Genomic DNA, 15244 nt, shown 5'->3' on the forward strand with positions numbered 1-15244 from the left:
AAACGATTAGGGTTTAAAACGCCAAACCAGGTGTTTTATTCCATTACTTAGCGTTGCACTTGGTGTGTTAATCTAGGAATATAAAAAAACGCTAAGGATAACCTTAACGTCTTTTTGTACTGTGCAAATAAGCACCATTAAATGACTATAGCTATGAAAATTACGATTTGACCAACTTAACCAGTGGCGCGTAGCCTGATTGCGGCATCGCACTGACAGGAATGAATTGTAATGCGCCACCATTGATACAATAACGCAAGCCACCGCGATCTTTTGGACCGTCGGGGAAGACGTGACCAAGATGCGAGTCTGCTACCCGTGAGCGAATCTCTGTACGCACCATATTAAAGGCTTTATCTTCATGCTGAGTAATGACTTGCATATCAATAGGCTTAGTGAAACTTGGCCAGCCACAACCGGATTGATACTTATCGGTAGACAAAAATAACGGCTCGCCACTGACCACATCGACATAAATACCGGGTGCAAACAGATTGTCATATTCATGACTAAAGGCACGCTCAGTAGCGGCACCTTGGGTAATATCATACTGGGCTTTGGTCAAGGTATTCTTCAAAGCATTTTTGTCAAAATTAGCATAACGCTTGGGATCTAAAGTCTCGGCAACCGTACTAACAGCGGCGAGCTTGGTGCGTGCTGTGCCTTCAGGTTTGTCATCAGCAAGGCTTAAATCAATATGACAGTAACCATTTGGATTTTTGGCGAGGTAATCTTGATGATACATCTCAGCCAAATAGAAGTTATCTAACGCTTCATGTTCAACGACGACTTTTTGCTTATACTGAGCTTGTACGCGTTTGAGTGCGGCATCAATCACCGCTTTGTCCTCTTGATCGGTATAGTAAATTCCTGAACGATACTGCACACCGCGATCATTACCTTGCTTATTTACACTGGTCGGGTCAACGACACGGAAATAATACTTCAAAATCGTGTCGAGATCGGTCTTATCTGCATCATAAGTAACTTTCACCGCTTCAGCATGTCCTGAACCGCGAATCACATCTTCATAGCTTGGGTTTGGCTGATCATCATCACCATTGGCATAACCTGAGACCACATCGACCACGCCATCGACGCGCTCCATATAGGCCTCAACGCCCCAGAAACAGCCGCCAGCCAAATAGATTGAGCGGGTATTAATCGCCTTACCTTTATCGTTATAGTACACACCATCTTTTTGCTTAATGGTTTCAATCTTACTGTTATTGTCTAAGGCTTGCGCGTTTGTCAGTTTGGCCTTGCCGCTTTTAAGCGCCGCAAAATCATTATTGGCATTTTCGGCCAGCGCATAAGCTTGCTCAGCCGTAATATTACCTTTGACTAAATGGACAAGATTGCCTTTTTTGTCCAGTATTGCCCAGCTAGGATAGACTTGTACACCAAGCTTATTAATCAAATCACCGGAGCTATCGACCAACACGGGTAGCTGCGGATAGTCTGCTTGAACGCCTGCATACCAAGTAGTGAACTCACCATCGGCTTTTTCATTGAGGTGACCGGGACTGGTAACTGTCACAACATTTAGGTCGGCAAATTTAGGATCGGTACGCCACTCTTCGGTCTCCTCTAGTGTACCCAAACATAGCGGACACCAGCTTGCCCAAAATTTAACTAAAGTGGGTTTATTTGGATCAATGACTGCTGCACCATTTTTACCCAGACCTTTAGTGAGCTGCGGTAACGCTTGTAGTTGCTTGAGCATGTCAGATGGCAGCATATCGCGTGAGTTGGTCACACCATTGTTTTCACTACCAGACTTGCTATTACCAATCGAAGTATTACTACTCGATTTACTTTCTGCACTGCTCACTTGACCACACGCTAACAATAGACCAGCACTCAATACTGTGGTCACACCCAGCGCACTAGCATTTTTGAGCCAACGTGATGGCTGACGCTTTGAGCTTGTTACCATACCAGAGTTGTGGCCGTGATCATTGTCGAAGTTATTATGTGGCATAACGGATCCTTTTTTATGAAGTCTTGCACTCATATCGTGCGCAGTCGGTCACGATCTTCTTGATAGGTTATTAGAGCAGGTGCTCAATTCAATCGATGGTCATCTAAATGAGCTAAAAAGAGGATAAACCAAGTGAAAATATGAGTAAGGAAATTCAGCTCTAAGCCGATGGCGTTGAAAAATAAGGCAAGGGAAAATAGGGAGAGATAAGTTAGAATAATTTAATAGTATACCCTGTTAATGGAGTTTACTTTAATAGTGAATATACCCTTGCTACATTTTTTTAACAACACGGAAAGACTGGCGATATAGAGTAATTAGAGGCAAGTCTGCATCTAATTGTCTATTTATATAAGGAGATAAACTAAGGAATATCCTCAATTCAAGCAGTCATATCTTAATGGGCAAAAATACAATGGTCATTAACAAATAAATGACTTTGTCTCAATCATTAAATAGCGATACTGTTTGATCTTGATTTAAAAGCAAATTAAAAAAGACAGAACGCCACCAACGTTGATTTATTATTAAGCTTTAGCGTGCATAAATTGCGCAACATAGTCATCAGCCGGATTGTCTCTTAACTCGCTAGGCGTGCCAGTTTGCACTAAGCGGCCACCATTTAAGATACTAATACGCTGACCTACTTTGACCGCTTCATCAATATCATGAGTGATAAAGACGATGGTCTTATTGAGACGGTCTTGTAGTTCAAGCAGTTGATCTTGTAATTGGGCACGAATGAGCGGATCAAGCGCGGAGAACGCTTCATCCATGAGCAGAATCGGATTGTCAGTCGCTAAGGCACGCGCCAGCCCGACACGTTGCTGCATGCCGCCCGATAGCTCATCGGGATAGCTATGCTCTAGATTGGGCAGTCCGACCTCATTAAGCCAATGACGCGCCACTTCATGACGTGCTTCCACGCTCATCTTGCGAACGCGTAACCCGTAAGCCACATTTTGTATGACTGTCATATGTGGCATCAAGCCAAAATGCTGGAACACCATACTGACGGTATTCTGGCGATATTGTTGTAACCCCTTATCATCCAATTCCAAAATATTGATAGAGTCGCTTGAGCTGGTATTATCCATCATCGTTGGAGTCACAATTGCTGGACTGGCATCACTCACTGGTGCAGCAGCAGTCGATGTTATAGATTTTTCTTTTGCGATGCCTTGTGCTTTTGACGACAGTGTCTTGGAATTAATAGTGGTATCAACCCATATCTTGCCACTGGTCGGATCAATTAAACGGTTAAGATGGCGTATCAAGGTTGATTTACCCGAGCCTGACAGCCCCATAATGCAATGCAGCTCACCCGCTTTTATTGCCAAATTAACATTATAAAGCCCGACTGAATAGCCAGTCTGCTTTTTGACAGCGACACTATCCATACCTTCTGCTAATAGATTTAAAGCTGATTGTGCTTGCGACTCATTAGCATTATAGATTTTGCTGATATTCTCTAACTGGATATGATTCATAGGTAGTCTCTTTATTATTTAACCGATAGGACGCTTGCCAGCTTCAATGGTTTTTTGCCGCGCGCGTTTCCCTTGACCAAAGGCTTGGCTGATACGGTCAATGATAATCGCGACAATGACAATGGCCGTACCTGCTTGTAGTCCTTGACCAATATTGAGCGTCTGAATAGATTGTAAGACATCTTCTCCCAGACCCGGCGCACCAATCATAGACGCCAGTACGACCATGGCAAGCGACATCATTACTGCCTGATTGATGCCCGCCATAATACTGGGCAATGCTTGTGGTAACTTGATCCAAATGAGTAGCTGAAAATGGGTGCTACCGAACGAGCGCCCCGCTTCGATCATTTCATGATTGACTTGCGTTATACCCAATGTCGTCAAACGAATAAGCGGTGGCAAGGCATAGATAATCGTGGCAAATAATGCTGGTACTTTACCAATACCGAATAGCATGAGCACGGGAATCAAATAGACGAAACTTGGCATGGTTTGCATCACATCTAATATCGGCGTAATAATTTTACGGAGCAGACTGCTGCCCGACATAGCAATACCAATGGGAATACCGACAACCACTGTCACCAAAACAGAGACGATCAATAACGCTAACGTATCGATCAAAGCGCCCCACAATCCAAACGCACCGATTAAGAACAGCCCTGCCCCGCAGGCAATAGCAAACAATACTTTGCGCACCCCAAACCACGCTAATACAGTCACCAGACCAATAATTAACCATGCGGGGATCACCGTCAATAGACGTTCAATAGGTAATAATAAATAGGTCAAAGTGACGCTACTGATACTCCGAAACACATCGCCATAGTCTCTGACTACAGTCGCTAAGGCTTTATTAAGCGGTGACTCAAGGGACCATGACGGAAAGCTGGACGTTAATGCTAGGAAGGCATTACTTGAGGTGGCGTCATTCAGTGATGGATTGACACCGCTATTGCCTGTGCCATCGTCCGTTAGACTGATGCCTAAATTGGCAGCAAGATTTTCAGCGACTTCTTTGGGTAGCCACGCTTGCCAGACGTTTGGGTTGGCACGTAAAAACTCAAGCGCCTGTTCATCACCACTGCGCTTGCTTTCACTCATCTCTAAAATCGCACTGTTTAGCTGATCTGGCGTGAACTGTACTTTTTCAAAAGCGCTTGCCAATTCGGGATTATTATCAATAAAAGGCGTCGATGCAGCAATTTTAAGCGGGGACACAGGAAAGCCAGACACACAATCCGAGGTGCCGTCGGCCAACAACAAGTCTTGCCAGCACTCATCCTCATGGGCAGGGAACGCTAGCGGCGCAAAGTCGTATTTGGCGATGAGCCCTGTTGGCTGCCAATAATAAAATAGTAACGGTTTTTTCTGTTCAAAGGCGGAGGCAATCTCAGCATCGAGTGCTGCACCCGTACCTGGATGGGCATTATTAAAGACCGCGTCTAAGCCAGTATTTTTGAGCAGTCGGGTGTTAAAAATCTCACACGCCCAGCCTGACGGACAATTCATAAACCGTGACTTGCTAGGATCTTCTGGGTCTTTAAACAACGCTGCATACTTAGGCAAATCCTGATAACGACGCAGTCCCGGATTGTCATCCATGACATATTGAGGGACGTACCAACCTTGAGTAGCACCGCCTTGCAGCGTATCGCCAATGACCGCAACTTTATCGTCATTGATGGCCTGCTCCATAATCGGCGAGCGCCCAACCCATTGTTCGCCGATGATTTGGATATCGTTTTGCGACAATGCAGTCTCGAGTGCGGGTCCTGCCCCAGGTACTTCCTCGATCGTGCAGTCGTAACCGCTCTCGGCAATATATTTGAGTATACCAGTCGTAAACTGACCACTCTCCCAAGTCAACGCGCCAAACTTGATCGGTGATGCGCAAGCTGCTGATGCTGACACTGGCAGCAACAACACACTTATACACAGTAAACTTAACGCAATCCATTGACGCATGGGATGTCCTATATTTCGTTATTGGCATCAATTATTTCGATATTGAAGTCAGCTTTTGAATGCGGTTATCGATATCGAATAATGCTGCATTGGGTTGATAATTCACGCAAAATCAATCTTTATGTCTCATCAGCAATATAAATTTACCATAACTACCGTCCGGTAATATTAAGAAATGTAGCAACAAATGAGAATGATTATAAATAACTATTGGCTGGGTTCAGCTTTTCCTTTATGTATAAAAAATATTATAAAGCCATCAAAAATAAATACTATAATCATCAAAATTTTGTTTTTTGGACAAAAAATAGCACCTACTTACGTAGATGCTATCATTATTAAACAGCCAATCTCATCACACTTATTTCATCATGAACGCCATGGCTTTGTTAAATAAGCCGCCATAAGGTGGTAATAGGAAATTCATACCATTGAGCTTGTTTTGTACAAACACAGGCTTCATATGACTTAAACGCTCAAAGCCCGCTTTACCATGATAGGCGCCAGTGCCTGAGTGCCCAACCCCGCCGAACGGTAAGTCGTGCTGCACCACATGCAAGATAACTTCATTGATAGCCAAGCCACCTGATACCGTGTTGTCACGCACTTTTTCTATGTCGCTATTACGCTCACCAAACACATAGAGGGCCAATGGACGCGGACGCGCATTGACGAAGTCTATCGCATCATCGAGCGTATCATAGTGCATCAACGGCAAAATCGGTGCAAACAGCTCGTTTTGCATCACATCACTATCGGCTGCCGGCTCACTGATAATCAGCGGCGGCATCAACCGCGTTTCAATATCATAGTCTGCATCAGTTATCTTATGAATGTTTTCACCAGATAAGGCATCTAAGTAACCTTTGATACGTTTGAATTGCTGACCATTGATAATACGCGAGTAATCTGGGTTTTCGCTGATATTCGGATAATGCTTCTGCATCCACTCTTTTGCTAGGTTAATAAACACTTCATGATCTTTGCGCTGAATCAGTACGTAATCAGGAGCAATACAAGTTTGCCCAGCATTGAGCGTTTTGCCCATCATCACACGATTGACCGCCGCCTCTAAGTTGGCACCTTCCAACACGATAACCGGTGACTTACCACCAAGCTCTAGCGTAACTGGGGTCAAGTTGGGCGCTGCCGCCGCCATGATTTTTTTGCCCACCGCAGTAGAGCCAGTATACAATAGATGATCGAATGGCATCTTACTGAAAGCTTCAGCGATATCTACTTCGCCCAGCACGACACAAACCATATCCGATGAAAAATAATGAGCGATAAGATCGGCAAACACTTGCGCGAACTGCGGTGCGGCCTCACTCATCTTAATCATGATTCGATTGCCTGCCGTGAGTGCATCAATGATTGGCCCTACCGCTAAGAATAATGGATAGTTCCATGGCACCATGATACCAACCACGCCTAATGGCTGTGGCTGAATCTCATTATGAGCTGGCATATACAATGCTGAAATAGAAGCGTGGCGAGTTTTCATCCATTTTTTACCATGCTTTTTGGCATGGCTAATGCCCGTAAAACTCGGAACAAGCTCTGCAAACTGAGTCTCTGATTCACTACGATAACCAAAATCAGCGCTGATCGCTTGAGCGATGCTTTGTTGATTGTCGCTGAGCATCATCTCTAAATTGTCTAATTGAGTCTCGCGCGTCGCCCAATCATTTATTGCTTGAGCACGGCTCAATGCTTGTAATCTTGAGAACTGCGCTTGCATATCTTCAACAGTGGTCACAATACTAAGTGACTTATTACTACCAAGTGACTTATCATTGTTTTTATACGCTTGATCATTAGTGTTTTGATTGTTGTCTGTCATATATCTTCCTTGTCATAGGCGTTAGAGTCAGCACGCTATATTTGGTTTAAAACTCTGTATCTTTATTTAGGCGCTGGCGGAAATCTCCGCATACGCGCACATCATTATGAGAACTAACAAGATTCCATTCATTACTCTTTAATGTAGCGCATTGATTGAGCAATGAACAGTCTCTTTGATTGACTGCTGGGTTTGTATAAGATACGTGTCAGCCATCATCAATACCCACGATATAGATTCTTCTGTTAAGTAATACTTTATAAGTAACATGCTTCAATACTTTGTTCTGTCCTCAATATTCTGCTTTATATATGCATGGATTTAAATTTGAGCAGCAATCCTAAAAACTGCTACACTCAATATTGGGGCGCGTTGAACAGTCGCTACCAGTCAGTATTTGCCAATACTCTATACCAGACCACAACAAGACAGTCACGCTTATGCAAAACCTAACGCAACAGATTCACGATAGCCTTCTTGACGATACCTTGCTTAATGACACCCTTCTGACAAAATCGCTGTCGGCAGCCGATTATGTCTCTACCCATGATGCGATGCTAGCACGCACGTTAGCGCGTATTGCGCTCAAAAAAGAGCAAGGTTTGCGCACGCCTGATGAGTTATGGATTGTCGATCACAATGACGTCTACACGCTTGGGCAAGCAGGTAAAGAAGAACATATCCTGCAACGGACTGACACCCCTATTATCAAAACAGATCGCGGCGGACAAGTGACGTGGCACGGTCATGGCCAGCTGGTTATTTACTGGTTGTTTGATTTGGACAGTATAGGCTGGAGTGTGCGCAATCTGGTATCGCATGCCGAGCAAGCGATTGAGGACGTGACCAATGCCTGTTTGCAAGGTTTAGCCTCATTTGACAGTATCCATGTCCGTGCGCATTCACGTCGTGACGCACCCGGCGTTTATTTATACAATAATTCATACGTGTGTGCTGCAGACAATAGCGAGGATTCTGACACTAGCAATGAAACTACTACCCTGCCAGCAACGGATGCCATTATGCTAGGAAAAATAGCCTCGCTAGGGTTTAAAATTAAACATGGTTTTAGCTATCACGGCATTGCGCTCAATATCAATTGTGACTTATCGGCTTTTAACGCCATCAATCCGTGTGGCTACGCTGGCATGCAAATGCTACGTTTGGCGGATTTTGTGGCAATTAATAAGTTAGCCAATCTTGATAAAACAGCTCTGGATAAGACAGCCAACAAAAAGACGACTGAGCAGCTAAGCTATACACAAGTTACTCAAATGCTGATTGATAATATTGCACAGCGTCACGCAGGAAAAATCCCATTGCGACCGGTAGCGCCTAAGTCTTAGCTTATTTTGCATAACCTTGTGCCTGCTTAGACTTAAGCATAACGAGCAACTGATATGGAAATTTGCTATACTCGCAGCCGACTTTCATGAGGTGCCGCTAGCATTTGTGGCCTCTACTTAGATAACTTTACCCCTCAAACTTTAATATAAAAGCAACAGGAGCATTTTATGGCAGACTTTAATAAAATCTTGGACGCAGGTGACGTCGACGGTGGCATCATCAACGTTGTGGTAGAAATCCCAACAGGCAGCAGCCATAAAATCGAATGGAACCGCGAATTAGCCGTTTTTGAGCTTGACCGTGTTGATCCACAAATCTTTGCCAAACCTTGCAACTATGGCTTTATCCCGCAAACGCTTGATGAAGATGGCGATGAGCTTGATGCATTAATCATTACTGAGCAGCCTTTACCTACTGGCATTTTCTTAAAAGCCAAAGTAATCGGCGTTATGAAATTCGTTGATGATGGCGAAGTTGATGACAAAATCGTCGTCGTCCCTGCTGACGACCGTGATACAGGCAATGCTTACAACAGCCTAGAAGATTTACCAAAGCAGCTGATCAACCAGTTACAGTTCCATTTTAGCCACTATAAAGATCTTAAAAAAGCTGGTACAACAGTGGTTGAATCTTGGGGTGACGTCGCAGAAGCCAAAGAAGTGATCAAAGAATCTATCCAACGTTGGAAAGACCTATAGAGTACAATAATAATCTAATGAGCTGATGTTTATGCTCACAAATATAAGCACTCTTAAAGATACCGCAGACACGATATGACTGCGGTATTTTTTTGCTTGAATCTCACGCTTATAAAATGGTTATAATAAACGACAGTAGCTATAAAGTTATCTGCAACTATTTTCATTTCTAATAAAGCAAGCCTCAATAAGGAAAGTCATGTTTAACCCCAATCCCAGCTCAAAATCTGTCAGTGCCAAGCTGCCAAAAGCGGTCATCATGATGATTGAGAAAAACAATCTGGTGATGGCTATCAAAACCTTGGCCGCTGAAGAAAATATCAGTATGGACGACGCCAAGGTTCGAATTGATGCTTACGAGACAGCATTGAAGGTAAAGCAACAGCAGAAGTTGAATACCATCGCTAACAAGCAAGGTATCTCCAACCACGCCATTAGTTTTGATAGAGAGCAGGAAACTGAAGACGGACATGAGGCTGGGAAACTGATAAAAAACCGTGTGAAAACCACTCAAGCAGATCAAGGTTTCAAAAGTCTACAAAGGGGTGTAGAGAGCCAACTTAATGATTTGGGATATAAAAAGCCTCTTTTACCACATTGGGCAAAGCGGCTATTGATTATTGCTGCGGTGATGGCAGGATTGTTTTGGCTGTTATGGCGGGCGTTTGGTTAGTCTGTTTTAAATGGTTCCATTATAGAGGTCTATTTTAAGTGGTCTGTTAATACGTTTGAGGGGTGAATTATCTGGTTCCCTTGGGGTATACCCTAAAAATAAGGCCGTAAATAACAATATTTAGTTTAGTACTACAAATTTCGGAGGAAAGTTGATAACTTCTTTGTAATTGAAGTAATCTTCTATTTTAGAAGAAATTAATAAAGAAGGATTTGTTATGAGTATGGCTTTTTATTATTTTAAAAATGATGAATGGGATAGGCCAATACCATCATGTCGTCCTTTAAATAATAGCAATGAAATGAGAATGATGTCCTACTATTTATCAGAGCTAGATATCGAGTTTTCAGAGAACATTCTTCATAATTTAAGAAATAATAATACTAATATATTAGATATAAGTTCTGAGACTTGGCAAGTTGTCATAGACGGTAAGAATGTGACGATATGCTCTATATATGACGAAGATAATAACGACTTTAAAGCTACTGTCAAAAAAGATGTTTTTGAAAAGTTCATAGTCGCATGGCTTGATTTTTTAAGGCAAGATTACAGTCTTGAGATTATTATTGATTTGTAGAATTAGTGGTGTAGTGAGCTTTTTGCGAGATTTTGTTATTAATCTATGTAATTGAAGTTCGATGCCTGTATAGCGCACCGAACATGCTCTCATGACAAACTTTACAGTAAATAAAAAATTTCTCAATATTTTTTTGCTTAGAGAGTCGCTCTTTTGAAACTTTAAGATAATATACTTATTCAACACTTTTTCTACCAGTGAATCAAATATATGATTTTCAAAAAAACTAATTTAGTTGCCCTTCTTTTTTCTACTGCTTTATTACCTCTTACGCTTACGAGCTGTCAAAAAATGCAAAGTGAAGCCAAAAACGAAGCTTCTGAGGGGCAAACAGCTATTCAGGAAATAGAGACAGAAACTAAAGCTGAAGACGTACAGGAATTAGCCAAACAGGGCGATGCAGAATCACAATTCGATTTGGGTTGGATGTATGATATAGGAGAAGGTGTTCATCAAGACTATGCCAAAGCTGCGCAGTGGTATATGAAATCGGCTAATCAAGGTTTTCCTGAGGCGCAGTATAATCTTGGTGCGATGTATCGTGAAGGCGAAGGAGTCCCTCAAAACTATGCTGAAGCAATCAAATGGTATACGAAAGCAGCCGATCAAGGCTTTCCTGAAGCGGAGTATAACCTTGGTTTAATGTATACCCAAGGCAATGGCGTAGACCAAGACCTTTCACAAGCCTTTAAATGGTATACAAAAGCTGCTAATCAAGGATATGTCATTGCACAAAATGATTTAGCCGCAATGTATTATGAAGGCAATGGTATAGAGCAAGACTTGCCTCAATCACTTAAGTGGTATACAGAAGCAGCTGAACAAGAATATGCTCCTGCACAAGCTAATTTAGGTGCAATATATTATCAGGGTAACGGCGTGACACAAGATTTTTCACAGGCTCTAAAATGGTTTGGAAAAGCAGCTGATCAAGAAAATGCTAATGCACAATATAATCTTGGAGTTATGTATTACATGGGTCACGGTGTAGGCCGAGACTTCTCCCAAGCCTTTAAGTGGTATACAAAAGCTGCTGATCAAGAATATGCTCCTGCTCAAAACAATCTTGGTGCGATGTATCGCGATGGTGTAGGTGTTAATCAAGATAATACTCAAGCAAAGAACTGGTTTAATAAGGCTTGTGAAAATGGGCAACAAGAAAGCTGTAATAACTATAGGAAAATAAATCAAGATTAAGTCAGTTTGACCTCAAAAAATCAATGTTATGTACACCGTGACCACCTAAATATCTTAATATACTGAGACCATTACCCTACAGCCGAAGATTCAAGTCCTCACTAGGGAACCGAACCAGTGAAAGCGCCTGATTGGTTCGCCATATGTATACTAGCAATACTCTAAAAAAACAGCTTCTCCTATAACTGATGATATTGGTGCACTGATAATGGCAAGCTCGATGCAGAAAACAGGAAATTATGCTTATGGAAATAAATGAATGCGAAGAAAAGTTTTGGAATAGTGACTCTTTTCATTATTATTTAGAGAGTGAAGACACATGGGATGTTGATAAATATTGGGATCTTGAATATTCACTAATAAAGTTAAGTAAGTACCTGAATGACAAGAATATGATAGAAAAAAATCTTGCAAGAAATATCTATTACCTAGGAAATAGTATAAATAATCTAGTCTGTGCTCATAGGAGCTCTACAGTCGCATGGACATTTGATACATATAGATATAGCGAAGATGACATTGATTATTGTATTGATAGGTTTAATCACCTCATGCGAGTTTTATGGCAAGCTGGTAGCTACAATCATGAAGAATCAATAAATTTTTTTAGAGAAAATCCGTTGTTTAAAGATATTTAACTACAATAGTTTATTAAAAATCCTCACTAGTAAACCACACATTTTTCCCATAACGGTGATTATGGTAAATAAAAAATCCACTGCCTACCCATTCATATAAATTACGAATAATTTTAAAGCATTAAAAAAGGATACCGCAGCATCCTTTTTCTTTTATAAGTAACAAACACAATTTAGTGATGCTCACCCGGTAAAATTCTGGCAAAGGCACGCTGAGCAAGGTTTGGTTTTTTATCGGTGGTCAATCCAGCGCGGGTGCTTGGGAAAATACGATAACCCATCGATTGGATACCCACGTTGATCGCTGGTGCTAATGAATAAGTAGCCGACGCAAACTTGCCCATATTACTGGCAATACTGTTAGGTTTATAAACAATCGCTTTGGCGACCATCATTGCCGCTTCATCAGGCATCAGCGCAGGCATGTAACGATATAACTTAGTCGGCTCAATCATCGGCGTGCGTACCAATGGCATAAAGATATTGGTAATCGTGACATTATCGCCTTTCACTTCAGCAGCCAAGCATCGGCTAAAGGCATCTAATGCCGATTTTGAGGCGACATAAGCGGCAAAGCGCGGACTATTTGCCTGTACACCAATGGATGAGATGTTAACAATTTGACCGGCTTGGCGTTCAATCATCGTCGGCAAAAATCCAAGAACTATTTTGACAGCGCCAAAGTAATTGATGTCCATGGTACGCTCAAAATCATGGAAACGATCAACAGACTCATGCACCGAACGGCGAATCGAGCGACCCGCGTTATTGACCAGTACATCGACATGGCCAAAATCAGCCAAAATTTGCGTGCTAACAGTTTCAATCTCATCCATATTGGTTAAATCACAAGGGTAATAACTGGCCTTGCCACCAAGCTCCTCAATATTTTCTTTTACTACTTTTAGCTTCTCTTCGGTACGTGCTAATAAAATAACATGAGCACCGCACTCACTAAGTAAAAAGGCCGTACGTTCACCGATGCCGCTTGAAGCACCAGTAATGATGATATGTTTGTCTTTAACCGCTTTGCTAATTGCCTTTTTTGAGGGAGTAGCCATAAAAAATCCTTTTTGTTTATTATATTCCCAATAGTGTGCAGCTCTAGGATACCAAAATTACATTGTAATTACTCGAAAAAGTACCAGTAAAATTTTATAAAATAGTATTGCAAACCGATAACAAAAGGGCAGTAAATTTGCCATCTTACTCTACCGAGTTTTTTAGCTATAATTGCCTTTGTATGTTACGCACCTTAAAGGAGACTGTCTTTTGATAGAAACGCTAGCTCATTATATTGATCTGATTGCCAAATTCGTTGAAGTCATTGGTGTACTTATTATGCTTTTTGGACTATTTTATGCATTTTATAGGGCCATTCGTTTGACGGGTCGCTTTACTCATGACGCTTATATCGAAATCAGACAGACGGTTGGCAAATCTATTTTATTGGGCCTCGAAGTGCTCATCGCCGCCGACATTATGGCCACCGTCGTCACAGAGCCTACGTTGCGTAGCGTTTTGGTCTTGGGTTTTATCGTGCTCATTAGAACTTTTTTAAGCTTATCGCTACAAGTCGAGCTAGAAGGACGCTTTCCTTGGCAACACCCCAAGTCTGCGCCTGAACAAACATCAAAGACTGAGCATGCTGATGAGTTGTAATCAATACTTCATAGCCAATCGCTATTTATGCCTTACTCATGAGCCTGTAAAAAAGCCTCGACCACACGAAACTGCCCAACGGTGCTCTCTTCGCCATACATTGCTTGACGAAAAGCATTAGAGTTTGGAATGCCCGTCGTATACCATGCAATGTGTTTGCGCGCGATTCGGCACCCCGAGTATTCACCGTAAAAGCCATATAGCTCTTGCAAATGCGCCAGTACAATCTCTTTAATTTCGCTCACACTCGGTGCCGCCAACATGTCTCCTGTACGCAAAAAATGCTCGATATCGCGAAATATCCATGGCTGTCCTTGAGCCGCTCGCCCAATCATCACCGCATCACAACCGGTCAGCTCATAGACACGCTGGGCCTTTTGCGCGCTATCGATATCACCATTGGCAATAACGGGTATACTAATACTCTCTTTGACTTCACGTATCAACTCGTAACGCGCCTCACCAGTATACATATCCTCACGAGTACGCCCATGAATGGCAATAGCTGCAATGCCTGCCTGCTCTGCTCGCTTCGCCACACGCAAGATATTCTCGCGACCATTTTCAAAACCCAAGCGCGTTTTTAGTGTCACTGGTGCATTGACGCTATTTACCGCAGCATCTAACAAGCGCGCAACCAAATCTTCGTCTTGTAGCAGCGCCGACCCTGCCAGCTTACGACAGACTTTTTTGGCTGGACAGCCCATATTGATATCGATAATCTGCGCACCATTATCAATCTGATAACGCGCCGCTTCTGCCAATTTATCGGGTTCCGCGCCTGCTATCTGCGCAGAAATAGGCGCGATTTCGTTATCAAAATTGGCACGATATAAGGATTTTTTGCGCGCATAAAGCGCGGTATCAGCGATGATCATTTCACTCACCGCGTGACCTGCACCAAAAGACTTGCATAACCTTCGAAAGGGATTGTCCGTCACGCCTGCCATCGGAGCTACCATTAGACGGTTTTCAACCGTCAAGCCGCCAATCATCAATGGCTGCAATAGAGGATGATCATTGGCGATTTGTGCTGACGACTCAGAAGAAACTGGAGAATCAATAGACATAAAAAACGGCTTGCTCTTGATTGAGATAAGTTAATGAAAACAAGCCGTTATTCTAAGGGTTCTTGACTTTATTGCAAGCTATTCATATGGG

13 protein-coding genes are annotated in these 15244 nt (G+C 42.5%); 7 read left to right on the top strand and 6 right to left on the bottom strand.

All coding sequences use genetic code 11. From position 1 onward, the window contains the following. Positions 1-160: 160 nt before the first annotated feature. The 4 genes from msrAB to AAEY79_RS08100 all read right to left on the bottom strand — a co-directional run bounded on the left by msrAB (position 161) and on the right by AAEY79_RS08100 (position 7288). Positions 161-1984, bottom strand: coding sequence for a bifunctional peptide-methionine (S)-S-oxide reductase MsrA/peptide-methionine (R)-S-oxide reductase MsrB (gene msrAB / locus AAEY79_RS08085; protein WP_201578012.1), 1824 nt, complete (start codon positions 1982-1984; stop codon positions 161-163). Positions 1985-2511: 527 nt separating this feature from the next. Beyond that, the gene (locus AAEY79_RS08090) at positions 2512-3474 is read right to left on the bottom strand and encodes an ATP-binding cassette domain-containing protein (RefSeq protein WP_201578010.1); all 963 of its coding nucleotides are present in this window, start codon (positions 3472-3474) and stop codon (positions 2512-2514) included. Between the two features lie 18 nt (positions 3475-3492). Next, on the bottom strand, positions 3493-5445 hold the full coding sequence (locus AAEY79_RS08095; RefSeq protein WP_352287984.1) for a glycine betaine ABC transporter substrate-binding protein: 1953 nt from the start codon (positions 5443-5445) through the stop codon (positions 3493-3495). A 361-nt stretch (positions 5446-5806) separates the two neighbouring features. After that, positions 5807-7288 carry a coniferyl aldehyde dehydrogenase gene (locus AAEY79_RS08100; RefSeq protein ID WP_201566207.1) on the bottom strand — a complete coding sequence of 494 codons (1482 nt, stop codon included), beginning with the start codon at positions 7286-7288 and terminating at the stop codon, positions 5807-5809. Positions 7289-7728: 440 nt separating this feature from the next. On the opposite strand from AAEY79_RS08100, the gene lipB reads away from it, so the two are divergent. The 6 genes from lipB to AAEY79_RS08130 all read left to right on the top strand — a co-directional run bounded on the left by lipB (position 7729) and on the right by AAEY79_RS08130 (position 12421). Continuing rightward, positions 7729-8634 carry a lipoyl(octanoyl) transferase LipB gene (gene lipB, locus AAEY79_RS08105; protein WP_201566208.1) on the top strand — a complete coding sequence of 302 codons (906 nt, stop codon included), beginning with the start codon at positions 7729-7731 and terminating at the stop codon, positions 8632-8634. A gap of 168 nt (positions 8635-8802) precedes the next feature. Next, a complete protein-coding gene (locus tag AAEY79_RS08110; protein ID WP_025651820.1) occupies positions 8803-9333 on the top strand; it encodes an inorganic diphosphatase in 531 nt (176 codons plus the stop codon). A gap of 199 nt (positions 9334-9532) precedes the next feature. Then, positions 9533-10006 carry a hypothetical protein gene (locus AAEY79_RS08115; protein ID WP_025651819.1) on the top strand — a complete coding sequence of 158 codons (474 nt, stop codon included), beginning with the start codon at positions 9533-9535 and terminating at the stop codon, positions 10004-10006. A 217-nt stretch (positions 10007-10223) separates the two neighbouring features. Beyond that, positions 10224-10586 (top strand): DUF5376 family protein, encoded by a 363-nt coding sequence (locus AAEY79_RS08120; protein WP_025651818.1) that lies wholly within the window; start codon positions 10224-10226, stop codon positions 10584-10586. Positions 10587-10796: 210 nt separating this feature from the next. Next, the gene (locus tag AAEY79_RS08125; RefSeq protein ID WP_025651817.1) at positions 10797-11783 is read left to right on the top strand and encodes an SEL1-like repeat protein; all 987 of its coding nucleotides are present in this window, start codon (positions 10797-10799) and stop codon (positions 11781-11783) included. Positions 11784-12028: 245 nt separating this feature from the next. Next, positions 12029-12421: a hypothetical protein gene (locus tag AAEY79_RS08130; RefSeq protein ID WP_025651816.1), complete on the top strand. Its 393-nt coding sequence runs from the start codon at positions 12029-12031 to the stop codon at positions 12419-12421. A gap of 173 nt (positions 12422-12594) precedes the next feature. On the opposite strand, the gene AAEY79_RS08135 is transcribed toward AAEY79_RS08130, so the two are convergent. After that, entirely contained in the window at positions 12595-13482 is an 888-nt protein-coding gene (locus AAEY79_RS08135) for an SDR family NAD(P)-dependent oxidoreductase (protein ID WP_025651815.1), read from the bottom strand. A gap of 211 nt (positions 13483-13693) precedes the next feature. On the opposite strand from AAEY79_RS08135, the gene AAEY79_RS08140 reads away from it, so the two are divergent. After that, the gene (locus AAEY79_RS08140) at positions 13694-14083 is read left to right on the top strand and encodes a DUF1622 domain-containing protein (protein ID WP_025651814.1); all 390 of its coding nucleotides are present in this window, start codon (positions 13694-13696) and stop codon (positions 14081-14083) included. Positions 14084-14115: 32 nt separating this feature from the next. On the opposite strand, the gene dusB is transcribed toward AAEY79_RS08140, so the two are convergent. Continuing rightward, positions 14116-15153, bottom strand: a complete 1038-nt coding sequence (dusB, locus tag AAEY79_RS08145; RefSeq protein WP_084212287.1) for a tRNA dihydrouridine synthase DusB — start codon at positions 15151-15153, stop codon at positions 14116-14118. Positions 15154-15244: the final 91 nt, after the last annotated feature.

The organism is Psychrobacter sp. GW64-MNA-CIBAN-0177 (assembly GCF_040309585.1).
In the GTDB taxonomy this organism is placed as follows: domain Bacteria; phylum Pseudomonadota; class Gammaproteobacteria; order Pseudomonadales; family Moraxellaceae; genus Psychrobacter; species Psychrobacter okhotskensis.

What these genes read in the sequence shown, in the direction of transcription:
- AAEY79_RS08110 (WP_025651820.1), top strand. Translation starts at nt 8,803, where the DNA reads ATGGCAGACTTTAATAAAATCTTGGACGCAGGTGACGTCGACGGTGGC.
- AAEY79_RS08120 (WP_025651818.1), top strand. Translation starts at nt 10,224, where the DNA reads ATGAGTATGGCTTTTTATTATTTTAAAAATGATGAATGGGATAGGCCA.
- AAEY79_RS08090 (WP_201578010.1), bottom strand. Translation starts at nt 3,474, where the DNA reads ATGAATCATATCCAGTTAGAGAATATCAGCAAAATCTATAATGCTAAT.
- msrAB (WP_201578012.1), bottom strand. Translation starts at nt 1,984, where the DNA reads ATGCCACATAATAACTTCGACAATGATCACGGCCACAACTCTGGTATG.
- AAEY79_RS08095 (WP_352287984.1), bottom strand. Translation starts at nt 5,445, where the DNA reads ATGCGTCAATGGATTGCGTTAAGTTTACTGTGTATAAGTGTGTTGTTG.
- dusB (WP_084212287.1), bottom strand. Translation starts at nt 15,153, where the DNA reads ATGTCTATTGATTCTCCAGTTTCTTCTGAGTCGTCAGCACAAATCGCC.
- AAEY79_RS08115 (WP_025651819.1), top strand. Translation starts at nt 9,533, where the DNA reads ATGTTTAACCCCAATCCCAGCTCAAAATCTGTCAGTGCCAAGCTGCCA.
- AAEY79_RS08135 (WP_025651815.1), bottom strand. Translation starts at nt 13,482, where the DNA reads ATGGCTACTCCCTCAAAAAAGGCAATTAGCAAAGCGGTTAAAGACAAA.
- AAEY79_RS08100 (WP_201566207.1), bottom strand. Translation starts at nt 7,288, where the DNA reads ATGACAGACAACAATCAAAACACTAATGATCAAGCGTATAAAAACAAT.
- AAEY79_RS08130 (WP_025651816.1), top strand. Translation starts at nt 12,029, where the DNA reads ATGGAAATAAATGAATGCGAAGAAAAGTTTTGGAATAGTGACTCTTTT.
- AAEY79_RS08125 (WP_025651817.1), top strand. Translation starts at nt 10,797, where the DNA reads ATGATTTTCAAAAAAACTAATTTAGTTGCCCTTCTTTTTTCTACTGCT.
- lipB (WP_201566208.1), top strand. Translation starts at nt 7,729, where the DNA reads ATGCAAAACCTAACGCAACAGATTCACGATAGCCTTCTTGACGATACC.